Consider the following 24731-nt stretch of genomic DNA (forward strand, 5'->3'; position numbering starts at 1 on the left):
CAGCGCCAACACAGATCCTGAGCGGTACTTGCAACTTCCCCACCCCACCCGCATAAATGATCCCATGAATCTGCCCATCCCCACGGACGCTGCCCTGGCAGGCTTTCACCCCGCCGTCAGCGCCTGGTTCAGCAATACCTTCGCGACGGCCACCGCCGCCCAGGCCCGGGCGTGGCCGTTGATCCGCCAGCGCCGCTCGACGCTGATTGCCGCGCCCACCGGTTCCGGCAAAACCCTCACCGCGTTTCTGGCGGTGCTCGACGATCTGGTCCATCGCGGCCTGGAAAACCCCGACGGCCTGCCGGACGAAACCCTGGTGGTCTACGTTTCGCCGCTCAAGGCCCTGTCCAACGACATCCAGATCAACCTGCAAAACCCGCTGGCCGGCATCACCGAGCAGTTACGCCTGATGGGCCTGCCCGACGTGCCGATCAGCACCGCCGTGCGTACCGGCGATACACCGCAAAAAGACCGTTCGGCCATGCGCAAAACCGCGCCGCACATTCTGGTGACCACTCCGGAATCCCTTTACGTGTTGCTCGGCTCCGACTCCGGCCGAAAAATGCTCGGCACCACGCAAACGGTGATCGTCGACGAAATCCACGCCATCGCCGCCAGCAAACGCGGCAGTCACCTGGCCCTGAGCCTGGAACGCCTGCAAGCGCTTTGCCCGCAACCGCTGGTGCGGATCGGCCTGTCCGCCACGCAAAAACCCATCGAAGCGGTGTCGCGTTTTTTGGTTGGTCGTGATCGCGACTGCGAAATCATCGACATCGGCCATGCCCGCCCACGGGATCTCGATATCGAAGTGCCGCCCGTGCCGTTGTCGGCGGTGATGGCCAACGACGTCTGGGAGCTGGTCTATGACCGCCTCGCCGCCCTCGCCCGCGAACACCGGACCACGCTGATTTTCGTCAACACCCGGCGCCTGGCCGAACGCCTGAGCCGACACTTGAGCGAACGCCTCGGCAAAGACGCGGTGGCCGCCCACCATGGCAGCCTGGCCAAGGAGTTTCGCCTGGACGCCGAGCAACGACTCAAACGCGGTGAGCTGCAAGTGCTGATCGCCACCGCCTCGCTGGAACTGGGGATTGATATCGGCGACGTCGACCTGGTGTGCCAGATCGCTTCGCCACGCTCGATTGCCGGTTTTCTGCAACGGGTCGGCCGTTCCGGGCACCAGGTCGGCGGCACGCCCAAGGGCCGGTTGTTCGCCACCACCCGTGACGACCTGATCGAATGTGCCGCCCTGCTCGACTGCGTGCGCCGCGGCGAACTCGACACCTTGCTGATCCCCGAAGCGCCACTGGACGTGCTGGCCCAGCAGATCATCGCCGAGGTCAGTTGCCAGGAATGGCAGGAGCAGGCGCTGCTGGAAATGCTGCGTAAGGCCTCGCCTTACGCCAACCTCGACGAAAAACACTATCAGGCTCTGCTGCACATGCTCGCCGAGGGCTACAACGGTCGCTTGGGCATTCGCAGCGCCTACCTGCACCGGGACGCGGTAAGCCGCACCCTGCGTGGCCGTCGGGGCGCCAAACTGACCGCCGTGACCAGCGGCGGGACGATTCCGGACAACGCCGACTACAGCGTATTGCTGGAGCCTCAGGGGCTGAACATCGGCAGCGTCAACGAAGACTTTGCGGTGGAAAGCATTGCCGGGGATATCTTTCAGTTGGGCAATACGTCGTATCGAATCCTGCGGGTGGAAACCGGCAAGGTCCGGGTCGAAGACGCTCTGGGTCAGCCGCCGACCATTCCGTTCTGGCTCGGTGAAGCCCCCGGTCGCAGTGATGAACTGTCGTTCGCCGTGGCCCGCCTGCAAGCGCAACTCGATGAACTGCTCGCCGCCACACCCGGCGATCTGCAACCAGCCCTCGACTGGCTGACCGACACCCTCGGCCTGAACCTCGCCAGCGCCGAGCAACTGGTCGACTACCTGGCCCGAGCCCGCCTGACCCTCGGCGCCTTGCCGTCCCAGGACACACTGGTGATGGAGCGTTTTTTCGACGAGTCCGGCGGTACGCAACTGATCATCCACTCGCCATTCGGCAGCCGTATCAACCGCGCCTGGGGCCTGGCCCTGCGCAAGCGTTTCTGCCGCACCTTCAACTTCGAATTGCAGGCCGCCGCCAGCGAGGACGCCATCGTGCTGTCGCTGTCCACCAGCCATAGCTTCGAGCTGGAGGACGTCTGGCGTTACCTGCACAGCAACAGTGCCGAACACACCTTGATTCAAGCGGTGCTCGAGGCGCCGCTGTTCGGCGTGCGCTGGCGCTGGAACGCCGGGGTCGCCCTGGCACTGCCACGCTACAGCGGCGGTCGCAAAGTACCGCCGCAGATCCAGCGGATGAAAAGCGAAGACCTGATCGCCAGTGTGTTTCCCGATCAGATCGCCTGCGTGGAAAACCTCGCCGGTGAGCGCGAGATTCCGGACCATCCACTGGTGGAACAAACCCTCGACGATTGCCTGCACGAGGCCATGGACAGCGAAGGCTGGCTGGCGTTGTTGCGGCGCATGGAACAGGGCGATATCCGCCTGATCAGCCGCGACTTGCCAGCGCCCTCGCCGCTGGCGGCGGAAATCCTCAGCGCCCGCCCCTACACCTTCCTCGACGACGCGCCGCTGGAAGAGCGCCGTACTCAGGCGGTGCTCAACCGCCGCTGGAGCGATCCGCAGTCCACCGACGACCTCGGTGCGCTGGACGCCGAGGCGATTGCCGCGGTGCGCGACGAAGCCTGGCCAACGCCAACCGGCCTCGATGAAATGCATGAGGCCTTGATGAGCCTGGCGTGCATCACCGATGCCGAGGCCCAGGCCAACCCGAATTGGCTTGAGTGGCTCAATACCCTGGCCGACAGTGGCCGCGCCAGCCGTTTGCAGATCAATATCGGGCAATCATTGTGGTTGGCGCTGGAGCGACTGACTTGCCTGAAGGCGATTTATCCACAAGCCAAGTTGCTTTCACCGCTGGAGCCGTTGCCGGGTTTCGATGAAACCTGGGAGCCGGGCGAAGCGGTGCTGGAAGTGATCCGCGCGCGGCTCAGTGCGTTTGGCCCGCTGCCGCTGAAGGCGATTGCCGAACCGCTTGGATTACCGGCGACTCAAGTCACTCAGGCCCTGGCCCAACTGGAACGTGAAGGCTACGTGTTGCGCGGGCAATTCACCCCGCGCGAAGGTGAAGAAGAATGGTGCGAACGGCATTTGCTGGCGCGGATTCATCGCTACACGGTCAAACGGCTGCGACGGGAAATCGAGCCCGTGGCGTTGCAGGATTTCATGCGTTTCCTGTTCGACTGGCAGCATCTTTCCACCGCGAGCCGAGGCCAGGGCAGCGCAGTATTGCCGGCGATCATCAGCCAGTTCGAAGGCTACCCCGCCGCCGCTTCGGCGTGGGACAGCGATATTCTGCCGGCGCGGCTCAAAGACTATTCGGCGACCTGGCTGGATGAGTTGTGCCGCAGCGGCAAACTGGTCTGGACCCGCCTGACCGCACGCAACAAGAGCACCGGCACGGCATTGCGCAGCACGCCGATTCTGCTGCTGCCGCGTAGCCAGGTCGGGTTGTGGAGCAGCTTGACCGAGCAGACGCCGGTCAGCGAACTGTCGCCTAAAACACAAAAAGTCCACGAAGCGCTCAGCCAGCACGGCGCGCTGTTTTTCGATGAGCTGATCCACGAGGCCCATCTGCTGCGCTCGGAACTGGAAATCGCCTTGCAGGAACTGGTCGGTGCCGGACTGGTAAACGCCGACAGTTTCGCCGGGTTGCGGGCGCTGATCACCCCGGCCAGCAAACGCCAGAATCGCAGCAGCCGACGCGGGCGCGGCGCGTTTGTCGGCGGCATGGACGATGCCGGGCGCTGGGCCTTGCTGCGCCGCGGTGCTGCCGCGCCGGCTGTGGATAAGCCGGTTGTGGATAAACAACGCCCGACGTCCACGCCCACAGAAACCCTGGAACACATCGCCATGACCTTACTGCGCCGTTACGGCGTGGTGTTCTGGCGCTTGCTGGAGCGCGAGGCGGACTGGTTGCCGAGTTGGCGGGAATTGCTGCGCACGTTCCATCGGCTCGAGGCCCGGGGCGAGATTCGTGGCGGGCGGTTTGTCAGTGGTTTGGCCGGCGAACAGTTTGCCCTGCCCGAGGCGATCCCGTTGCTGCGCGAAGTCAGGCGGCGTCCCCATGACGGCAGTCTGATTGCGGTGTGCGGGGTCGATCCGCTGAACCTCGCCGGCACCCTGTTGCCGGGCGCGAAGGTACCGGCGCTGGCGAGCAATCGGCTGGTGTACCGCGACGGTTTGCCGGCCGCCGCCGAGATCGCCGGCAAGCAGCAGTTCTGGCTGGAGCTGGATCAGAAATCGACTACAGAAGTACGCAACACACTGATCCGCCACTCCCCCCTGTAGGATTCAATCTCCTGTGGCGAGGGAGCTTGCTCCCTCGCCACAAGGTTTAATGCCAGCCGTGAGATATTTGCTTTGCACGCAAATATCAAATGCCCATCCCTGTATTTTTCCGCACAACCCAAACCCCGACACTGCGCTCCATCAATCCACCGGAGTTGCAGCCATGCCCATTGCCTTGCTCGCGCTGACCCTCAGCGCTTTCGCCATCGGGACGACGGAGTTCGTCATCGTTGGCCTGTTACCCACCATCGGCGCCGACCTCGGTGTCAGCCTGCCGTCTGCCGGTTTGCTGGTCAGCCTGTATGCGCTCGGGGTGGCCGTCGGCGCGCCGGTGCTGACCGCCCTCACCGGCAAAGTCCCACGCAAATTGCTGTTGTTGTCATTGATGGTGCTGTTCACCCTTGGCAACTTGTTGGCCTGGAAAGCACCGGGCTACGAGTCGCTGATCATTGCGCGGATCGTCACCGGTCTGGCCCACGGGGTGTTCTTCTCGATAGGCTCGATCATCGCCACCAGCCTGGTGCCGAAGGAAAAAGCCGCCAGCGCGATTGCCATCATGTTCACCGGCCTGACCGTGGCGCTGGTCACCGGCGTGCCCTTGGGGACGTTTATCGGTCAGCATTTCGGCTGGCGTGAAACCTTCCTCGCCGTGTCTGCGCTGGGTGTGATCGCCTTCATCGGCAGCCTGCTCTTCGTGCCGAAAAACATCGCCCACAGCAAACCGGCGTCGCTGTTGCAGCAGTTGCAGGTGCTCAAGCAACCGCGCTTGCTGTTGGTGTATGCCATGACGGCGGTCGGCTATGGCGGCTCGTTCATTGCTTTCACCTTTCTGGCGCCGATTCTTCAGGACATTGCAGGCTTCAGTGCCAGCACCGTCAGCCTGGTGCTGCTGGTGTATGGCATCTCGGTGGCCGTCGGCAACATCTGGGGCGGCAAGCTGGCGGACAAACGCGGCCCGATCAACGCCCTGAAAATCATCTTCGCCCTGCTCGCCGCCGTTCTGTTCGCGCTGACCTTCACCGCCGCCAATCCATGGCTGGCCCTGGCCACCGTGCTGGTCTGGGGCGCGGTAGCGTTCGGCAACGTGCCGGGCCTGCAGGTGTATGTGGTGCGGCAAGCCGAACATCACACCCCGAATGCGGTGGATGTGGCGTCGGGCCTGAACATTGCGGCGTTCAACCTCGGCATTGCCGGTGGCGCGTGGGGCGGTGGTTTGATCGTGGCGCACATGGGCCTGATCCATACCGCATGGATCGGCGGGCTGGTGGTGTTGGTGGCGTTGGCACTGACCGCCTGGAGTGGTCGTCTGGATCGGTTGGGGCCGGTGTATGCCGAGCCGGCTGAGGGTTCTGCCCGGATCGTCGTCGGGCACTGACGAACCCTGTGGGAGCGGGCTTGCTCGCGAAGGCGGTGTGTCATGCAACATTGATGTTGCCTGACCTGACGCCTTCGCGAGCAAGCCCGCTCCCACATTTGATGTGTGGTGTTTGGCGAGCCTTACCGTCCGTACCCCCGTCGAAACTTTCTCGCACACCCGGCAGTCATCAAAAGACAGGGCTGTCCGAGGACGGGAGGCGACATGGCGGCGATTCATATCGGCATTTCAGGCTGGCGCTACACACCCTGGCGGGGAGTTTTCTACCCGAAGGGACTGACCCACAAACGCGAATTGCAATTCGCGTCGCGGGCGGTGAACAGCATCGAAATCAATGGATCGTTTTACGCCCTGCAACGGCCCGAACGTTACGCCCAGTGGTACGCCGAAACCCCGCCAGGCTTCGTGTTCAGCGTCAAGGCACCGCGTTTTATCACTCATATCAAACGCTTGCGGGAGATCCACAAACCCCTGGCGAATTTCTTCGCCTCCGGAGTGCTGGAACTCAAGGAAAAACTCGGCCCGATTCTCTGGCAGTTTCCGCCCAGCTTCAAATTCGACCCCGAGCTGTTCGAACACTTTCTTGAACAACTTCCCCACGACACTGAACAGGCCGCCGCCCTCGCCCGCCAGCATGAACCGCGCCTGAACGGTCACGCCAGCATGAAGGCCTACGGAAAAAAGAACCTGCGCCATGCCGTGGAAATTCGTCATGAAAGCTTCGTCGACCCTGCCTTCGTGCGCCTGCTCAAACGCTACAACACTGCGCTGGTGATTGCCGACACGGCCGGTAAATGGCCGTACCGCGAAGACCTCACCAGCGATTTCGTCTACCTGCGCCTGCACGGCGCCGAAGAGCTCTACGCCAGCGGCTACACCTCCCAGGCGCTGCAACGCTGGGGCGACCGGATAGAAGCCTGGAATCACGGCGAGCAACCGGCAGACCCGCAATTGATCGCGCCACGGCAAAAACCCAAGACTCGCAGATCCCGGGAAGTGTTCTGCTATTTCGATAACGACATCAAAGTCCGCGCGCCCTTCGATGCCCGCCGCCTGCTTGAGCGCTTGCATCTCGACAAAGACCTTGTCACTGCCCCCGGCGAGCCGGTTGCCGAAGGAGCGCTGCCATGAGCATCCCCGAACCGGTCGGCGGAACGGATGAACAGCAATCCATCATCAATGCCGTGAGCCGCTTCACCCTGCTGACGGTCAACACCCACAAGGGGTTCACCGCGCTCAACCGGCGCTTCATCCTGCCCGAATTGCGCGAAGCGGTGCGCAGCGTATCCGCCGATGTGGTGTTTTTGCAGGAGGTCCATGGCACCCACGAGCATCATCCCCAGCGTTACAGTAACTGGCCGGCAATGCCTCAATACGAATTCCTTGCCGATACCCTGTGGCCGCAATTCGCCTACGGACGCAACGCGGTCTACCCGGCGGGCGATCACGGCAATGCGCTGTTGTCGAAATTCCAGATCGTGCGTCACGACAATCTTGACGTGTCCATCAGTGGCCACGAGAACCGCGGGATCCTGCATTGCGTGCTGCGCATGCCCGGCGATGGTCGAGAAGTGCATGCCATTTGCGTCCATCTGGGGTTGCGCGAAAGCCACCGCACGGCACAACTCAAGCTGCTGACCCAGCGTCTGGAAGAACTACCGCAGGATGCCCCGGTGGTCGTCGCCGGCGACTTCAACGACTGGCGCCTGCGCGCCGATGCGCTGCTCAAGCCTTGCGGCTTGCGTGAAGTCTTCGCCGAGCTGCATGGCAAACCGGCGCGCAGTTTCCCGGCGCGTTGGCCGGCGTTGCGCCTGGACCGTATCTACGTGCGCAACCTCAAGGCCAGTCATCCGCAAGTGCTGGCGGCGCGGCCCTGGTCACACCTTTCCGACCATGCGCCACTGTCGGTGGAGATCGAGCTATGAGCAGCCCATCGATGGAAAAGACCACGGTCGACCACGTCTCCCCGCCTCCCCCCGTGCGCGAGCCTGCGGTGACTGACGTCGAATACGGCTGGCATGGTAACAACCGGGTCGAGTTGCTGGAAAATGGCGAGGCGTACTTTCCACGGGTGTTTGAAGTGCTGCGCCAGGCCCAGAGTGAAATCCTGCTGGAGACCTTCATTCTGTTCGAGGACAAGGTCGGCAATGAGCTTCAACAGATCCTGATTGAAGCGGCGCAACGTGGCGTGCGCATCACCGTCAGCCTTGACGGTTTTGGTTGTGGCGAACTGAGTACGGGATTCCTCGCCGCCCTGAGCAACGCAGGCGTGCGCCTGCAAATATTCGACCCCGCCCCGCTTCACCTGGGCATCCGCACCAACTGGTTCCGCCGTCTGCACCGCAAGATTGTGGTGGTCGACGGCACGATTGCATTCCTCGGCGGAATCAACTTTTCCGCCGACCATCTGGCCGACTTCGGCCCCGAGGCCAAACAGGATTACTCGGTTGAAGTGCAAGGCCCGGCGGTGGCCGATATTCATCACTTCGCCCTCCTGCAAAGCGGCCGCCCGGCCCGAGCCAAATACTGGTGGCAACGCCGCCGGCAGAGGCACGCTGAACTGGCGGTCAATGATCATGACGGCCAGGTGCGACTGGTGTATCGCGACAACGCAGAACACCCAAAAGATATCGAAGAAGTGTATTTGCAGGTACTGCGCACTGCCCGGCGGCGCGTGGTGATCGCCAATGCCTACTTCTTCCCCGGCTATCGGCTGCTGCGGGAGATCCGCAATGCGGCACGCCGTGGGGTCGAAGTGCGCCTGATTCTTCAGGGGCAGCCGGACATGCGCGTGGCCCGACTCGCCGCGCGCATGACCTACGACTACCTGCTGCGGGCCGGGGTTACGATCTACGAATATTGCGACCGCCCCCTGCATGGCAAAGTCGCCCTGGTCGACGAGGACTGGAGCACCGTCGGCTCAAGCAATCTCGACCCGCTGAGTTTGTCTCTGAACCTGGAGGCTAACGTATTGATCCGCGACCGGGAGTTCAACCGCGACCTGTTCGAGCGTCTCGACGAGTTGAGCAGTAACCACTGCAAGGTCATGTCGACGGACACCGCGCCTCGGGGGCGGGTATGGGACATGACCATCGGTTTTCTGGTGTTCCACTTCCTGCGGCATTTCCCGGCGTGGGCCGGTTGGCTGCCGGCGCATAAACCGCGCCTGAAACCCTTTATCCATCCGACCGGGAGCGCCAAGGCATGAGTCATTCCGACGCGCAGCCCGCGCCACACGAGACGCCGGGCAAAGACCACTGGCGCCGCTGGAAAAGGCCGCTGACGATGCTGTTTTTCCTGGTGCTGATCGTTTTGTTCACGATGCTCGCCCAGCGCATCGAATGGAATGAAGTGTTCGATACCCTGGCTGATTTCAAAGTGCGTACGCTGATCATTGCGTCGGGTGTGACCCTGGCAAGTTTCCTGGTCTACGCCTGCTTTGACCTGATCGGGCGCACCTACATCCGGCAGAACCTGACCTGGCGGCAGATCCTCCCGGTGGGGATCATCAGCTATGCCTTCAACCTCAACCTGAGCGCCTGGGTCGGCGGCGTCGCCATGCGTTATCGGCTGTATTCGCGGCTCGGCGTGAGTAAAGGCAACATCGCGAAAATCCTCGGGCTGAGCCTGGCGACCAACTGGTTCGGCTACATGGTGATTGCCGGCGCGGTGTTCAGCAGCGGCCTGATGCGAATGCCGCCGGGCTGGAAAGTGAGCAGCAATGCACTGCAAGACGTGGGGATTTTGTTGCTGCTGTTGAGCATGGGATATCTGGCGGCCTGCCGGTATTCCAGGCGCCGGAAATGGTCGGTTCGCGGCGTGGATATCATTCTGCCGTCGCTACGCATGGCAATCTTGCAACTGGCCCTCGGCGCACTGAACTGGGCGCTGATGGCGGCGGTGATCTTCACGTTGCTGCCGAGCAAACTGGACTATCCGCTGGTGCTTGGAGTGTTGCTGATCAGCGCTATTGCCGGGGTCATCACCCATATTCCTGCCGGGCTCGGTGTGCTGGAAGCGGTGTTCGTGGCGCTGCTGCAACACGAGGTTTCGCGAGGGAGCCTGGTGGCAGGGTTGATCGCTTATCGGGCGATCTATTTCATCCTGCCGTTGTTGATAACGGTGGTGATGTATCTGGTGGTGGAAACCAAGGCCAAGTCGTTGCGGATCTCGAAGAAACCTTCTTGAGAGATTGGCTGAAGCGCAGAGCGCTTTCGCGAGCAAGCCCGCTCCCCAGTTGACCGAGTTGTCCAGACACAGCCGGTTTAATGTGGGAGCGGGCTTGCTCGCGAATGTTCTCAGGAACATCGCACATCATGTCGATTGAATAATGCTCAACCGCTCACCCACCACCATCTCGGTGATCCAGCCCACCAGGATCGAGGTGTACGCTTGCTGTGAAACCGGGTCGCTCAAGGCGTGATCGGCACCGTCGATGATTCGGTGGGTCAGCGAGTGAGTCTGCTGACACGCCGCGCGGTAACTCATGATCGTCGCATGGGGCACATAGGCGTCGGTCTCGGACTCCACCAGCAATACATCCCCGGTAAATTGCGAGCAGGCGTGCAACGCGCGATTGCTGTCGGCGCGCACCAGCGTGCCGCGATAGTCGCGCAAGTCGGCTTTGTCCAACTCACGCTTGGGCGTGTGCCACAAGTCGTCGCGATACAGCGCCGGCACCCGCAGCGCCAACCAGCGCACCGGACGCAACGTCGTCAGGATCGCCGCCAGATAACCGCCATAACTGGTACCGACCACCGCGATCGCGGAGGTGTCGAGCGCCGGGTGGGAGAGCAAGCGGTCGTAGGCCGCCAGCAGGTCGCGCAGGTTGTCTTCGCGGGTGACCCGGGCCAACGGAATGCCAGTCCCGCCGGTATGGCCGCGCAAGTCGAACGTCAGGCATACACAGCCCAACCCGGCAATGCCTTTGGCGCGCTCCAGGTCGCGCTCCTGACTACCGCCCCAACCGTGGACGAAAAGCACACCCGGAACTTTCGATTTGGGGCTGAGGAAGGTTCCGCTCATCTGTTCATCGTCGATGTCGATCTGAATGGTTTCGCTTCTAGCCGTCATAGGATTTGACCGTTACGTACTTGAGAAGAAAGTCACTGTGTTCCGCCGGCCCGCGGTACACCTCGATGGCGTTCGCCGGCAGCGTTTGATCGCTATAGGTTTCGACCGAGGACACGCGAATCGCACGCAGGCCGGGGTCGTTGACGAAGCTCTGCAACGCCGCGACTTCGGCGCTGCTGGCACCGCCCAAACGCCAGGATTGTTCGAGCACGCCGCTGCGTTGTCGGCCGTTGCAATCCAGCCCCTGGGCGATGTCGTAGTTGCGCCGCGAAGCATAGAAACCGGGGTAGGCTTCATCCGCCGCACTGTCGAATACCTGTGCCTGCTGGATCGCCAGCCTCACGTCATCCGGCAGTTCCAGCGCCAGCAGGTCCTCGTAGTAACCCTGCACCACCAACAGGTTAGACCCTCCATAAACCTGCTCGCCCTGACCGTCTTCGGTCAAGTATTGATCACCGCAATAACTCAGCACTTTGTCGCCGATGAAGCTTTGGCCGACGCTGTGGGTAATCACCTCGGTCAAGTCCTGTTCCAGCACCACGCCTTCGGTGAACAGTTCCTTGGCATCGGGGCGAGCGAGGATGGCGTCGAACTGGTCGAGGCTCTTGATCACTTCCTGACCGCGTCCGGCGCAGGCGTGAATAGGCTTGATGCGGATCGGGCCGCTGTAGAGCAGGTGTTCCGCTGCCGGGCGCGCATCGTCCTGGGAGAACACGCTGAGGCCGTCGAGCACGACGCTGCGCACCCGTTCGGAAAACAACGGCGCCCAGCCTTCAGGCGCGAACGCATAGCGGTTCAACAAGCCATGACTGATGGCTTTAGTGCAGATGAAATCGTGGTCGACGTAACCGCCCCACAAATCCTCCGGCCCTTTGACGCCCAGCCGCCGGGCGGTAGCGGCGCCCACCAGCGTCTGGGTCGGCAACAGATAAAGGTCACGGTTGCTGTGCAATTGGGGGTCGTAACTGCCGCCGTATTCGAGCCCGACGATCTGCGCCAGCCAGCGGGCCAGGGCGCGATTGGTTTCGACTTCGTGCAGCGGAGCATCGGGCCGTACCGAATGGGCAAGTACCAGTTTCTTGCGGTTTGTTGGGGTCATGCGTTCCCCTTCAATCTGCGTTGGATAAATGTAGCTGAAGGGGTGCAGGGATCAGGCCAATGGCGGTGGCTGAAGAGAAACGGGATTCAAATCAGCCGGTTGCGAAATGCGTGATGGCACCACGCCTGTCTTATTCTGCACGACGCCCTTCAGAACTCTGGCATTTTGCACGACCAAAGACTGACACAAATCCAATGTGGTGATGCTGGCTACCGGGCTACAACTGCTGTCGGTGTCACGCCAAATCGCGCGCGGTAATCACTCGGCGCCAACCCGGTAATTTTCTTGAACGTCGCCCGAAAGGCACTCGGGTCCTGATAGCCCACGGTCCAGGCAATGTGATCAATGGTGCCGTTGGTGAATTCGAGCATTTCCCGAGCCTTGCCCACTCGCACGTGCTGGCAGTACTCGGTGGGTTTCAACCCGGTCGCCGCACGGAATCGCCGCAGGAAGGTGCGCTCTTCCAGCCCCGCCCGTTCGGCCATTGCCGCCAACGAAACATCGATCGCCCCGGTGCTTTGCAGCCAATGTTGGACCTTGAGAATCGCCCCATCGCCATGGCTGAGAATCGGTGAAAAATTACTGCCGCACTCGCTCGCACTGTCGCTGTGTTCCACCACCAGAAAACGTGCCGTGCCGGTGGCGATGCTCGGCCCCAGTAAACGGTTCACCAGGCGCAATCCCAGCTCTGACCAGGCCATCAGCCCGGCGGTAGTGATCAGATCGCCGTCGTCGACGATGGGCGTGTCGGCCTTGAGTTTAATCGCCGGGTAACGCTCGGCGAAGGCTTTGGCCGAGGTCCAGTGGGTGGTGGCGCTCCGACCGTCGAGCAGACCGCTTTCGGCCAACAGAATAGAACCCACGCAAACTCCGCCGAGGGTCGCGCCGCTGGCGTGTTGCTGACGAATCCAGCGAATCAGTCCCTGGGGTGCCTGGCCCTTGGAAAAACCCCCAATCGAAGGCGGGATCAACACCGCCACCAGCGCGCCGTCCGGGCCGGGCTGACTGTCGTAGATCCGCTCGGGCACCTGATCGCCCTCAACCTGCCAATGACTGACCCGCAGCAACGGCAACCGGGCCGCCTGATGCTCCGCGGCGATCCGGTTGGCCACGCCGAACAGATCCGTCAGCCCATGCACCGCCGCCATTTGCGCACCGGGATAGATCAACACTCCCAGTTCGGCGACTGCCCTTTCCATGCCCATTGTCAGTTTTCCCCCTTCTATTGTCGGTGTGGCCAATCCTCGAGCGAACCGCCAGCGCCAATACTGCATTCCACACCAATACACACTTCAAGGAAACAACAGTCATGGCCAAGCAAGCACTCATCGTAGTCGATATCCAGAACGACTATTTCCCCCAAGGCAAGTGGCCGCTGGTGGGCGCCGACGCCGCCGCGGACAACGCCGCGCGGTTGATTCAGGCGTTCCGCGAGGCCGGCGATCCGGTGGTGCACATCCGCCACGAATTCACCTCCGACGCCGCCCCGTTCTTCACCCCGGGCTCCGACGGCGCGAAGTTGCACCCCAAAGTGGTCAACCGCGCCGACGAGCCGGTGGTGCTCAAGCATTTCGTCAACTCGTTCCGCGAGACCGAACTGCAGTCAATTCTCGACCAGCAAGGCATCAAGGAACTGGTGGTTGTCGGCAGCATGAGCCACATGTGCATCGACGGCGTCACTCGTGCCGCGGCCGATCTTGGCTACACCGTCACCGTCATCCACGATGCCTGCGCCACCCTCGATCTGGAGTTCAACGGCCTTACGGTTCCGGCAGCCCACGTGCATGCCGCGTTCATGTCAGCCCTGGGTTTTGCCTACGCCAGCGTGGTATCCACCAATGACTTTCTCGCTGGTTAGATGAGGAACCTGTGGGAGCGGGCTTGCCCGCGAAAGCGATGTATCAGTCGACACTTATGGTGACTGACACGACGCATTCGCGGGCAAGCCCGCTCCCCCATGAATTGCGCTTGATTGATTGGCATTACACGACTCAGCCTCTTTGTCATGGATGGATGACGCTCGAAAAATCTCACGCGTGAGCTATTGAGGGCTGCAAAAATTGCCTGTAGTGTTATCACGCGTGAGTTTTTCACAACGAGGTCAGCACCATGAAAAGCAGCTCTCCATCAGATCCGCCTTCCGGGTCTGTTACCGATTCAGCGAGCCGCAAGGGAGAGCGCTCGAAACCATCCGCGAAAAAACCATCGAGCTTTTACATGAAGCAGATGCGCGCGGGCCTGGGTGCCGCCGGCTATGTGAAACACGAGACTTGGGTGCTTCCCGAAAACCGAAGCCTGCTCAAGCAGATGGAGAAACAGCTACGCCAACCGATTCTGGCTGGCTCATTCATGTCGGAGAATTACATGAGCGCAGGTAATAACTGGAACATCGATCGCCTCTACAGCGCCCTCCAGGCCCTCGACGAAGTGGTTGCGAACGAAATCACCCTCTCCCTCGTTCAAGGCTCCGAGTCCAGCATCAAGCTGGAAATGAACGATTTCGGTGGCTTGCCGATTTACATCGCGGTGGTGGGCGATCAGATCATCGTGGATACGGTTCTGGTCGATGTCGAGTCGATCAACGACGTGCCGGCCTTCAACGATGCCGTGCTGCGCAGCCGGGAAATGTTCCCGCTGTCCTCGATCGGTATCGAGTCGATGCCCAACGGGCAGATCGTTTACAACATGTTCGGCGCGTTGAGTTCCGATTCCAGCCTGACCAACGTCGTGACCGAGGTCAAAACCCTCGTCGACAACGTCCAGCGCGCCAGCGAAGCCTTCGAACGCTTCTTCAAATAATTTTTTCGGGAACAGGAAATATCCAATGACTCAGTCCATCTGGAGCAAATTGTTCACCGCGTTGCGTGGCGGTGCCAACGAAGTCGGCGAATCGATCGTCGACCAACAGGCCCTGCGCATTCTCGACCAGGAAATTCGCGATGCGGACAGCGCGCTGGCCAACGCCAAGCGTGAGCTGGTCACCATCATGGCCAAGCACAAACTGTCGGCCGACCGCGTCAGCGAGTACAACGCCAAGATCAAGGACCTGGAATCCAAGGCCCTGGCCGCGATCCAGGCCAACCGCGAAGACCTGGCACTGGAAGTGGCCGAAGCCATTTCGACCCTGACCAATGAATTGGATGTCGAGCAAAAGCAGGCCACCGAATTCGGCGGTTACGCCGACAACATGCGTAAAGACATCACCAAGGCCGAAAACCGCATCAAAAGCCTGCGTCAGCAAGTGGACATGGCCAAGGCGCGCGAAAGCGTGCAGAAAGCCCAGGTCAGCGCTTCGATCGCCAGTGGTGGCGCCAACGGCAAGCTGGAAACCGCCGTCGGTACGCTGAACCGCCTGCAGGCCAAGCAGCAGCAACGCGCCGCTGAGCTGGAAGCCCAGGACCAACTGGCCGATGCATCGACCGGCACCGACCTGGAGCGCAAACTGCGCGAAGCCGGCATCACGCCGAACGAAGGCAGCGCCAATGCGATTCTGGAACGCCTGAAGAAAAAATCGGCTGAGTAAGCAACACCGCGGCAGGAAGGGCATTCATTGCCCTGATGCCAAGCTGCGGCACCTGTGGAAGCGGGCTTGCTCGCGAAGAGGGAGTGTCAGTCGACACCAATGTTGCCTGACACACTGCCTTCGCGAGCAAGCCCGCTCCCACATGGGTCGCGCTTGCCTGACAGGCATTAATTCAATGCCCTTCGTTTTTGAATCGAGGTCAAGGATGAATGCCCTGAAGGGTTTCAAGACAATCGCCGGCCTGGCCATCTTCATGGTTGTGCTGCAACTGCTCAACGTTGCGACCGGCTACAGCCTTAACGCCTTCGGCCTGGTTCCGAGAACCTTGCACGGACTGGTCGGCATCATCACCTCGCCTTTCTTGCACACATCCTTTGCGCACCTGAGTGCCAACCTGATTGCCTTTTTGATCCTCGGTACCCTGGTCATCGTCGAAGGGCTCAACCGGTTCATGGCCGTCAGCGCTATCATCATTTTGCTGGGCGGTTCGCTGATCTGGCTGTTCGGTTTTGCCGGCGTGCATATCGGTGCCAGCGGCTGGGTGTTCGGGCTGTGGGCGTATCTTCTTTCGCGCGCCTGGCTCCAGCGGAGCTGGAGCAACCTGATAACGGCCAGTGTCGTGGCCCTGCTCTATGGCGGGCTGATTGTTGGCTTCCTTCCTCGCCGGGGCATTTCCTTCGAAGGGCATATTTTTGCTGCGATCGCCGGTTTTATTGCAGCCAAGGTACTTTTATCTACGCCGCGCAGCAGGTTTAATGCCGCCCGGTAACAGCATTTGAGCACTCAGGCGCCAGAGCGATTACGTCGCCAGGAATGAGCCCCCACGGAGTCAGGGACGAAATGTCGATTTTCCTTTTATTGCGCGCGTACGCGGCGTCCTTCTTCCATCGGTTCGGCTGGGCAGGCCTGGCCATTGCACTGGGCGTGCATCTGACCACGGCCTGGCTGGGCCTGGTGCTTCTGGGCGAACAACACCTCACTCCCCCCGCCACATTCACCTACTTCTATCTCACCACCACACTTACCGTCGGCTATGGCGATCTCGCGCCACAGACAGCCGCGGGACGGATTTTCGTGGCTACCTGGGTCATGCTCGGGGGCATTGCGCTGCTGACGGCAGCCATCGGCAAAACCACCAGCAGTGTCATCGATGTATGGAGGAAAGGCATGAAAGGCAAAGGCGATTTCACCGGTAAGGTTGGCCACACCGTTCTCATCGGCTGGGAAGGTGCGTCCAGCGAGCGGGTCATTGACTTGTTGCTGCAGGACGAAACGTCCAATGACAACCTGATCGTCATTTGCGATTGCGACCTCGAAGAAAACCCCATGCCGGGCAAGACGGCCTTCATCAAAGGCGAAAGCCTGTCCTCCGTCGCGCTTTTGCTGCGTGCCGGCGTGCCTGGCGCCGAGCGCGTGCTGGTGCGCACCCATTCAGACGATCTGACCCTGGCCACCGTGCTGGCGGTCAATCAACTGAACCCGGTCGGGCATGTGGTCGCCCACTTCAATGAAAGTGAAATCGCCGCGCTCGCCAGCGCCTACGCCCCCAGCCTGGAATGCACCTCGAGCATGGCCATCGAGATGTTGGTGCGCGCCTCCCAGGATCCAGGCTCGTCAGTGGTCATCAATGAATTGCTGTGCGTGGGCCAAGGCGCCACCCAATACCTGATGAGACTGCCCGAGACCTTTGAAGCAACATTTGGCGATCTTTACACACGGATGAAAGAACGCCACAACGCGACCCTCATCGGCTACCGCGCCAAAGGCGCCCGACAGCCTTCGATCAACCCGCCCGGCGCCACTCGCGTCGAGGGCGGCGAACTCTTCTACATCGCCTCCACTCGCCTCAAGGAAATCACCAATGGGATGGTTTAAACAGTTGATGGGGCTTGAGGCCCCGAAAGCGAATACGGAATCGAAATGGACACCCAACGACAACCTGCCAGTCAGCGGCCCGCTCGGCCTGGCATTGGGTAAAGAGGTTATGTTCGACACCACCCTGAAGCTGCTGCTCGACGGCAACACCACCGTGACCATTCCTGGCTCCCAACAGATCTGGAGCGCCGGCACCGTCGATCTCGGACAGTCGAACTGGTTGTCGCGCTACTACATGAACGACGAAGACTACTGGCTGCAAGTGCACACCACCGGTGACATCGCCGGGCAGGTCGAGTCGGTGATCCTGTTCAATTACCTCAGCTACGTCACCATCAACAGTGAAGCGGAGCTGCGGCGACTGGCCGGCCCTCAAAGCTTGATCGGGCTGCCGACCTACACCCACAACGGCGTCGAATACACCCGCGAATGGGGCACCGAGAATGGCCAGACCGAACTGGTGGCGTTGAGCGAACACCTGAAAAATCCGGATGAGTCCTACAGCATCGAGCACCGTTCGATGCTGTACGCCCGCGAAACCGGCCTGACTGATCGCCGGGAATTCCTGCTGTTTTCCGTCGAAGAAGACGCCGAAGGCACCATCAGTTTGAGCACTTCGCTGGGCGTTTCGCTGTACACCACCGACCTGAACACTTTTTAAAAAGGAAGAAGTCCATGCTTGAAGCGCTCTCCATCTCCCTGAACAAAGCCGCCGTGCTCGGGTTTGTTTTGTACATCCTCGGTGCCGCCGTGCTGTTCGCGCTGTTTCAGTTCATCTACACCCGAATTACACCGCACAGGGAGTTCGAACTGATCCGTGCGGGCAACGTTGCAGCCGCAATCGCCCTGGGCGGCGCCATCATCGGTTTCGCCATTCCGGCCAGCAATGTGATTGCTTACTCGATCAGCATTCTGGACTTCGTCGTCTGGGCGGTGATCGCCGCTTTCGTACAACTGCTGGCGTTCCTGGTGACCAGCCTGGTGCTCAAAGGCGCCTCTGAACGCATCAAGAAAGGCGAAATCGCCGCGGGTATCTATGTCGCGGCAGTGGCCATCAGCGTCGGCATGTTGAACGCCGCGTGCATGACCCCTTCCCAGAACTGATTGCGTCACGGAGCCCCCCATGAAACGAAGCAAGTACGTTCAGCTCTCGCTGGCGGCGTCGGTCGCCATGGCGATATCCGGCTGCGGGCAGGCGGAAAAAACCTACGAGATACACAAAAAGTACAACTTCCAGTCCGTCCAGCAGTGCGCCGATGAAAAGCTCCCGGTCGACATCTGCTCTGACGCCTATATGAAGGCCATGGCCCAGCATCGAAGCATTGCGCCGGTGTATGACAACCAGGCTGATTGCGATGCCGACTTTGTCGCCGACTGGTGCCAGCAGGATTCCGCCGGCAAATTCATCCCCAAGCTCGGCGGTTTCGAACTGAGTGCCGATGGCGAGGTGACGCAGTCCGAAGTGGACGCGGCCAAGGCCAAATTGCCCGCATCGGAAGCGAATGCCGCAGGGTCGGGCTTCTCCGGCAGTAGCCTGCTGACGGGGCTGCTGATCGGCAACATGCTCAGCAGCAACCGCAACAGTTACTACTCCGAACCGGTCTACCGCTATCGCGATGATCGCGGTAACTACTCGTCCTCGACACTCAGCCAGCGGGTATCGTCAGGTTCAACCTTCAACAGGTCCAATCAGGCGCGTTACGGCAGCAGTGGCAGTTACACCGACACCATCACCCGCAGTAAGCCGGTGTCTGTTGCGGCCTCCACTTCCCGCGGCGGCTTCGGCAGCCAGGCCAGCGCACGCAGTGGCTGGGGTGGATCGGGCAAGAGTTTTGGCGGTTCGAGCAGTTAAGGAAACAGGGCCATGAAGAAAATCCTCTGCACAGAGCGTCATGACTGGAAACAGACCGCCGAAAATCTCGGCTTTCTGTTCCATACCATCGACGACGAACCCTATTGGGACGAGAGCGCGTACTACCAGTTCACGCTCAAACAGATCGAGAACGATCTCGAAGACCCGACCACCGAGGTTCATGAGATGTGCATGGACCTGGTGGCCCGGGTGGTGCAAAGCGAGGAACTGCTGGAGCGCCTGAGCATTCCCGCGCCGTTCTTCGACATGGTTCGCACTTCATGGCTCGAAGGCCACCCGCACCTGTATGGGCGCATGGACTTCTCCTACAACGGCAGCGGGCCCGCCAAATTGCTGGAACTCAACTACGACACGCCGACCAGCCTGTATGAGGCCGCGGCGTTTCAGTGGGGCTGGCTGGAGCAATGCATCGAGCGCGGCTTGCTGCCCAGGCATGCCGACCAGTTCAACAGCATCGACACCAAGCTGCATCAGGCTTTTGCCCAACTGCAGCTCAAACAGCCCTTCTATTTCGCCTCGATGAAAGACTCGGTCGAAGACAAGGGCACCACCGATTACCTGCGCCTGGTTGCGGAAAAGGTCGGCATCGAGTCGCGGCACATCGATATCGAAGACATCGGCCTCACCAGTGACGGACGTTTCGTCGACCTCGAAGATCGCTGGATCCCTCACCTGTTCAAACTGCATGCCTGGGAGTTCATCTTCCACGAACCCTTCGGCGCTGCAATTGCCCAGAGCGATACGCAGTTTTTCGAACCACCCTGGAAATCCATCATCTCCAACAAGGGCATCCTGCCGCTGCTATGGGAGTTCAACCAAGGTCACCCGAACCTGCTCGCGGCGCATCTGGACGCCGACCCGAGTAAGGCGGTCCCCAAAGGCTGGGTGCGCAAGCCGTTCTTCTCACGGGAAGGCGCGAACATTGAGCTGCAAACCGCTGAGGGTCTGATCGTAAAAGAGGACGGCCCCTACACTGATGCGCCGTTTATCCTTCAGGAGTTTGCCCCGCTGCCGAAATTTGGCGACAGCTACACGCTGATCGGCTCCTGGGTCATCGGGGATCAGGCGGCGGGAATCGGCGTACGGGAAGACAACAGTTTGATCACCAAGGATTCGAGCCGGTTTTTGCCGCATCTGATACTCGACTGACCCCTCCATCGCCCACTAAAAAGTGCCCGGTGTCGACATATCGTCAGACACCCACAAGACTTACTGCGCAAATGCCGGATAATGGCGGCCATTCGTTTAGCCGCTATTCTGGTAATCCCCCATGGAAATCAAGGTCAATTTTCTCGACAACCTTCGACTTGAAGCCAAGTTCGATGACTTCACGGTGGTGGCCGATCAACCTATCCGCTACAAGGGCGATGGCTCGGCACCGGGTCCGTTCGACTACTTCCTGGCTTCGTCGGCGCTGTGTGCGGCGTATTTCGTGAAGTTGTACTGCAGCACGCGCAATATCCCCACGGATAATATCCGCCTGTCGCAGAACAATATTGTTGACCCCGAAAACCGCTACAACCAGATTTTCAAGATCCAGGTCGAGTTGCCGGCGGACATCTCCGACAAGGACCGCCAGGGCATCCTGCGCTCCATCGACCGTTGCACCGTGAAGAAAGTGGTGCAAGCCGGGCCTGAATTTGTGATCGAAGAAGTGGACAACCTCGACGCCGACGCCCAGGCGTTGCTGATGCCTGCTTCTCATTCAGAGGCGAACACTTACATTGCGGGCAAGGATCTGCCGCTGGAGCAAACCATCGCCAATATGTCGGCCATTCTGGCGGACCTGGGCATGAAGATTGAAATCGCCTCGTGGCGCAATATCGTGCCCAATGTGTGGTCACTGCACATCCGCGATGCGCACTCGCCGATGTGCTTTACCAACGGCAAGGGTGCGACCAAGGAAGGCGCGTTGGCGTCGGCGTTGGGCGAGTTTATCGAGCGACTCAACTGCAACTTCTTCTACAACGACCAGTTCTGGGGCGAAGACATCGCCGACGCAGCGTTTGTGCATTACCCGGACGAACGCTGGTTCAAGCCTGGCCGTAAAGATGCACTGCCGGCCGAAATCCTCGACGAGTACTGCCTGAAGATTTACAACCGCGACGGCGAGCTGCGTGGCTCCCACCTGATCGACACCAACTCGGGCAATGAAGAGCGCGGCATCTGCTCGCTGCCTTACGTGCGCCAGTCCGACGGCGAGGTGGTGTATTTCCCGTCCAACCTGATTGAAAACCTGTTCCTGAGCAACGGCATGAGTGCCGGTAACACGCTGGCCGAAGCCCAGGTGCAGTGCCTGTCGGAAATCTTCGAGCGCGCGGTAAAACGCGAAATCATCGAAGGTGAATTTGCCCTGCCGGATGTGCCGGCTCACGTGCTGGCGAAGTACCCCGGAATACTGGCCGGCATTCAGGCGCTGGAAGAGCAAGGGTTCCCGGTATTGGTGAAGGATGCGTCCCTGGGGGGTGAGTTCCCGGTGATGTGCGTCACGTTGATGAACCCGCGTACCGGCGGTGTGTTCGCCTCGTTCGGCGCGCATCCGAGCCTGGAAGTGGCGCTGGAACGCAGCCTGACCGAACTGTTGCAGGGCCGTAGTTTCGAAGGCCTCAACGACCTGCCGCAGCCGACATTTGAAGGTCATGCGGTGACCGAGCCGAATAACTTCGTCGAGCACTTTATCGACTCCAGCGGCGTGGTGTCGTGGCGCTTCTTCAGCTCAAAATCGGATTACGAATTCGTGGAGTGGGACTTCTCCGGCCAGGGTGAAAACTCCAATGCCGAGGAAGCCGCGACCTTGTTCGGCATTCTCGAAGGCATGGGCAAAGAAGTGTACATGGCGGTCTACGAGCATATCGGTGCAACGGCCTGCCGCATCCTGGTGCCAGACTATTCGGAAATTTATCCAGTAGACGATCTGATCTGGGATAACACCAACAAAGCGCTGTTCTTCCGCGCCGACATCCTGAACCTGCATCGCCTGGACGAAGAAGAGCTGCAAGCGATGGTTGAGCGCCTGGTGGAAAGTGAGCTGGACGACTACACCGACATCACCACCTTGATCGGCATCGAATTTGACGACAATACCGCCTGGGGTCAGCTGACGATTCTGGAGTTGAAGCTGCTGATTTACCTCGCCTTGCAGCGGTTTGAAGAGGCGAAAGAAGCGGTAGAAATGTTCCTGCAGTACAACGACAACACCGTCGAGCGCGGCTTGTTCTATCAGGCGGTCAATGTGGTGCTGGAGATGAAGCTGGACGAAGACCTGGAACTGGAAGACTACGAGGCCAACTTCCGCCGGATGTTTGGCAACGAGCGGATGGATGCAGCGATCGGATCGGTAGTCGGCAGCGTGCGCTTCCATGGCTTGACGCCGACCAGCATGAAACTGGAGGGGCTCGACAGGCATTTGCGCTTGATCGAGAGCTACAAAAAACTGCACTCGGCACGGGCCAATGTGACCCCTTTATTCAGTTAACAGCGCCAACAAAAAAGCGAAGCCAGATCACTGGCTTCGCTTTTTTTATTACTGACTGGATAGCAGCTTTATCAGAACGGAATATCGTCATCAAAGCTGTCGAAATCCGGAGCCGGCTGAGGAGCGGCCTGCGGTGGAGCCGGGCGCGACTGTTGCGGAGCCGACTGCTGCGGACGCGGAGCCTGCTGGCGTGGGGCTGGGGCGGATTGCTGGTAGTTATTGCCCCCGCCTTGTTGGTCGCCCTGTTGTGGACGGCCGCCCAGCAGTTGCATGGTGCCTTGCATGTCGACCACGATTTCAGTGGTGTAACGCTTGATACCGTCTTTTTCCCACTCGCGGGTCTGCAGCTTGCCTTCGATGTAGACCTGCGAACCTTTACGCAGGTATTCGCCGGCGATTTCGGCAACCTTGCCGAACATCGAAACACGGTGCCATTCGGTCTTCTCGACCTTCTGACCGGTTTGCTTGTCGGTCCACTGTTCGCTGGTCGCCAGACTCAGGTTGGTCACGGCGTTACCGTTAGGCAAGTAGCGAACTTCGGGATCCTGGCCGCAAGTGCCGACCAATATGACTTTGTTAACCCCACGGGCCATAACGTTCTCCTAGGCTACGCACGCTGCCTCGGCCGGGTTGTTCACCAGGCGCTCAAGGGTCGTGCGATCCAATAGTTCTGTGTCCAATTTGATGTAAATCGCCGCTTCATCAGCAACGATCACCGCATCTGTTACCCCTACGACGGCCTTCAGGCGCTCAACCAGACCCGCTTCGCGGATCGCCTCGGGCGACAACGGCAAGCGCAGGCTCGTGACGTAAGGTGGTTCACGCATGGTAACAGCAAAGGCCAGCCAGAGGGCAGCCAGGCCGGCGCATCCGAGGAATACAACCGACAAACCGCCGTGCTGGAACATCCAGCCGCCGAGGATCCCACCCAGCGCCGAACCTAGGAACTGGCTGGTGGAATAAACCCCCATTGCCGTGCCCTTGCCGCCCGCCGGTGAAACCTTGCTGATCAGCGAAGGCAAGGAGGCTTCCAGCAGATTGAACGCAGTGAAGAACACCACCGTACCAATCACCAGAGCCCGCAAGCTATCGCCGAACTGCCAGAAGAATAGCTCAGTGAGCATCAGCGTCAGCACCGCGCCCAATAAAACTCGTTTCATTTTGCGTTTCTTCTCGCCGTAAATAATGAACGGGATCATGGCGAAGAAGGAAATCAGCAGCGCGGCAAGGTACACCCACCAGTGCTGCTCCTTGGGCAAACCGGCTTTTTCGACCAGGGCCAGGGGCAATGCAACGAAGCTCGACATCAACATCGCGTGCAACACAAAAATGCCCAGGTCCAGGCGCAGCAGGTCCGGGTGCTTGAGCGTCGGGATCAGTGCCTGACGGGCGACGCCGGACTCGCGGTGCTGCAATGGCCCGGTGGCGCGCGGCACCATGAACATCACGATGACGATACCGAGCAGCGCCATGCCGCCGGTGGCGAAGAACAGCCCGGAGAGGCCGAAGGCACGGGTCAGCAATGGCCCTACCACCATGGCGATCGCGAACGACAGACCGATCGTCATGCCGATCATGGCCATGGCTTTGGTCCGATGCTGTTCCCGGGTCAGGTCAGACAGCAACGCCATGACCGCCGCGGAAATCGCCCCGGCGCCTTGCAGAATGCGTCCGGCGATGACGCCCCAGATCGAATCGGCATTGGCCGCCAGCACACTCCCCAGGGCGAAGACGATCAGCCCCAGGTAAATCACCGGACGTCGACCGATGCGGTCGGAAATGAAGCCAAAGGGAATCTGAAAGATTGCCTGGGTCAGGCCGTAAGCGCCAATCGCCAACCCGATGAGGGCCGGGGTCGCGCCTGCCAGGTCCATCCCATAGGTCGCCAGCACCGGCAACACCATGAACATACCAAGCATACGGAAGGCGAACACCAGGGCCAGACCGCTTGCTGCGCGGGTCTCACTGCCACTCATGCGTTCGCTGTGGGGATCGTGCATGGAAAAACCTCATCTGAACCGGCGGCGATTCTA

21 protein-coding genes are annotated in these 24731 nt (G+C 60.5%); 16 read left to right on the forward strand and 5 right to left on the reverse strand.

From position 1 onward, the window contains the following. The first annotated feature begins 64 nt into the window (after positions 1-64). The 6 genes from PSH64_RS26835 (at position 65) to PSH64_RS26865 (ending at position 9968) form a co-directional block, all read left to right on the forward strand. Complete coding sequence (locus tag PSH64_RS26835; RefSeq protein ID WP_305479199.1) at positions 65-4405, forward strand: DEAD/DEAH box helicase; 4341 nt, start codon at positions 65-67, stop codon at positions 4403-4405. A 163-nt stretch (positions 4406-4568) separates the two neighbouring features. Continuing rightward, the gene (locus PSH64_RS26840; RefSeq protein ID WP_105343481.1) at positions 4569-5780 is read left to right on the forward strand and encodes an MFS transporter; all 1212 of its coding nucleotides are present in this window, start codon (positions 4569-4571) and stop codon (positions 5778-5780) included. A gap of 204 nt (positions 5781-5984) precedes the next feature. Continuing rightward, positions 5985-6911 (forward strand): DUF72 domain-containing protein, encoded by a 927-nt coding sequence (locus PSH64_RS26850; protein WP_105343479.1) that lies wholly within the window; start codon positions 5985-5987, stop codon positions 6909-6911. Continuing rightward, positions 6908-7705, forward strand: a complete 798-nt coding sequence (locus PSH64_RS26855) for an endonuclease/exonuclease/phosphatase family protein (protein ID WP_105343477.1) — start codon at positions 6908-6910, stop codon at positions 7703-7705. The genes PSH64_RS26850 and PSH64_RS26855 overlap by 4 nt, the downstream gene beginning before the upstream one ends. Further along, the gene (gene clsB, locus PSH64_RS26860) at positions 7702-8988 is read left to right on the forward strand and encodes a cardiolipin synthase ClsB (RefSeq protein WP_305479200.1); all 1287 of its coding nucleotides are present in this window, start codon (positions 7702-7704) and stop codon (positions 8986-8988) included. The genes PSH64_RS26855 and clsB overlap by 4 nt, the downstream gene beginning before the upstream one ends. Further along, positions 8985-9968, forward strand: a complete 984-nt coding sequence (locus PSH64_RS26865) for a lysylphosphatidylglycerol synthase domain-containing protein (RefSeq protein WP_305479201.1) — start codon at positions 8985-8987, stop codon at positions 9966-9968. The genes clsB and PSH64_RS26865 overlap by 4 nt, the downstream gene beginning before the upstream one ends. 126 nt (positions 9969-10094) lie before the next feature. Here PSH64_RS26865 and PSH64_RS26870 read toward each other — a convergent pair whose 3' ends face one another. From PSH64_RS26870 to PSH64_RS26880, 3 genes are all read right to left on the reverse strand, one after another. After that, positions 10095-10853, reverse strand: coding sequence for a S9 family peptidase (locus PSH64_RS26870; protein WP_105343469.1), 759 nt, complete (start codon positions 10851-10853; stop codon positions 10095-10097). Continuing rightward, on the reverse strand, positions 10843-11952 hold the full coding sequence (locus tag PSH64_RS26875; RefSeq protein ID WP_105343467.1) for a DUF3182 family protein: 1110 nt from the start codon (positions 11950-11952) through the stop codon (positions 10843-10845). The genes PSH64_RS26870 and PSH64_RS26875 overlap by 11 nt, the downstream gene beginning before the upstream one ends. 209 nt (positions 11953-12161) lie before the next feature. After that, on the reverse strand, positions 12162-13157 hold the full coding sequence (locus tag PSH64_RS26880; RefSeq protein WP_305479202.1) for a GlxA family transcriptional regulator: 996 nt from the start codon (positions 13155-13157) through the stop codon (positions 12162-12164). 104 nt (positions 13158-13261) lie between these two features. Here PSH64_RS26880 and PSH64_RS26885 point away from each other — a divergent pair, with 104 nt between their 5' ends. From PSH64_RS26885 to PSH64_RS26930, 10 genes are all read left to right on the forward strand, one after another. Beyond that, a complete protein-coding gene (locus PSH64_RS26885; protein WP_105343462.1) occupies positions 13262-13810 on the forward strand; it encodes a cysteine hydrolase family protein in 549 nt (182 codons plus the stop codon). Between the two features lie 359 nt (positions 13811-14169). Further along, positions 14170-14751, forward strand: coding sequence for a YjfI family protein (locus PSH64_RS26890; RefSeq protein ID WP_105343459.1), 582 nt, complete (start codon positions 14170-14172; stop codon positions 14749-14751). A 25-nt stretch (positions 14752-14776) separates the two neighbouring features. Next, positions 14777-15475, forward strand: coding sequence for a PspA/IM30 family protein (locus PSH64_RS26895; RefSeq protein WP_007896817.1), 699 nt, complete (start codon positions 14777-14779; stop codon positions 15473-15475). 205 nt (positions 15476-15680) lie between these two features. Next, the gene (locus PSH64_RS26900) at positions 15681-16244 is read left to right on the forward strand and encodes a rhomboid family intramembrane serine protease (protein WP_305479203.1); all 564 of its coding nucleotides are present in this window, start codon (positions 15681-15683) and stop codon (positions 16242-16244) included. Positions 16245-16315: 71 nt separating this feature from the next. Next, positions 16316-17350 (forward strand): ion channel, encoded by a 1035-nt coding sequence (locus PSH64_RS26905; protein WP_105343455.1) that lies wholly within the window; start codon positions 16316-16318, stop codon positions 17348-17350. Further along, complete coding sequence (locus PSH64_RS26910) at positions 17337-18011, forward strand: DUF2491 family protein (protein WP_305479204.1); 675 nt, start codon at positions 17337-17339, stop codon at positions 18009-18011. Before PSH64_RS26905 ends, PSH64_RS26910 begins: the two co-directional genes overlap by 14 nt. Positions 18012-18025: 14 nt before the next feature. After that, positions 18026-18454 (forward strand): DUF350 domain-containing protein, encoded by a 429-nt coding sequence (locus PSH64_RS26915; RefSeq protein WP_007933682.1) that lies wholly within the window; start codon positions 18026-18028, stop codon positions 18452-18454. A gap of 19 nt (positions 18455-18473) precedes the next feature. Then, positions 18474-19202 carry a DUF1190 domain-containing protein gene (locus tag PSH64_RS26920; protein ID WP_105343451.1) on the forward strand — a complete coding sequence of 243 codons (729 nt, stop codon included), beginning with the start codon at positions 18474-18476 and terminating at the stop codon, positions 19200-19202. Positions 19203-19214: 12 nt separating this feature from the next. Further along, the gene (locus PSH64_RS26925) at positions 19215-20372 is read left to right on the forward strand and encodes a glutathionylspermidine synthase family protein (protein WP_305479205.1); all 1158 of its coding nucleotides are present in this window, start codon (positions 19215-19217) and stop codon (positions 20370-20372) included. A gap of 121 nt (positions 20373-20493) precedes the next feature. Then, entirely contained in the window at positions 20494-22698 is a 2205-nt protein-coding gene (locus PSH64_RS26930) for an OsmC domain/YcaO domain-containing protein (RefSeq protein WP_305479206.1), read from the forward strand. Positions 22699-22769: 71 nt separating this feature from the next. Here the strand turns inward: PSH64_RS26930 and PSH64_RS26935 are convergent, their stop codons facing one another. Both PSH64_RS26935 and PSH64_RS26940 read right to left on the reverse strand, forming a co-directional pair. Next, complete coding sequence (locus PSH64_RS26935) at positions 22770-23291, reverse strand: single-stranded DNA-binding protein (protein ID WP_007933689.1); 522 nt, start codon at positions 23289-23291, stop codon at positions 22770-22772. A gap of 9 nt (positions 23292-23300) precedes the next feature. Continuing rightward, positions 23301-24698: an MFS transporter gene (locus tag PSH64_RS26940; RefSeq protein ID WP_018925659.1), complete on the reverse strand. Its 1398-nt coding sequence runs from the start codon at positions 24696-24698 to the stop codon at positions 23301-23303. Between the last annotated feature and the right edge of the window lie 33 nt (positions 24699-24731).

It is taken from the genome of Pseudomonas sp. FP1742 (genome assembly GCF_030687145.1).
Taxonomy (GTDB): Bacteria; Pseudomonadota; Gammaproteobacteria; order Pseudomonadales; family Pseudomonadaceae; genus Aquipseudomonas; species Aquipseudomonas frederiksbergensis_D.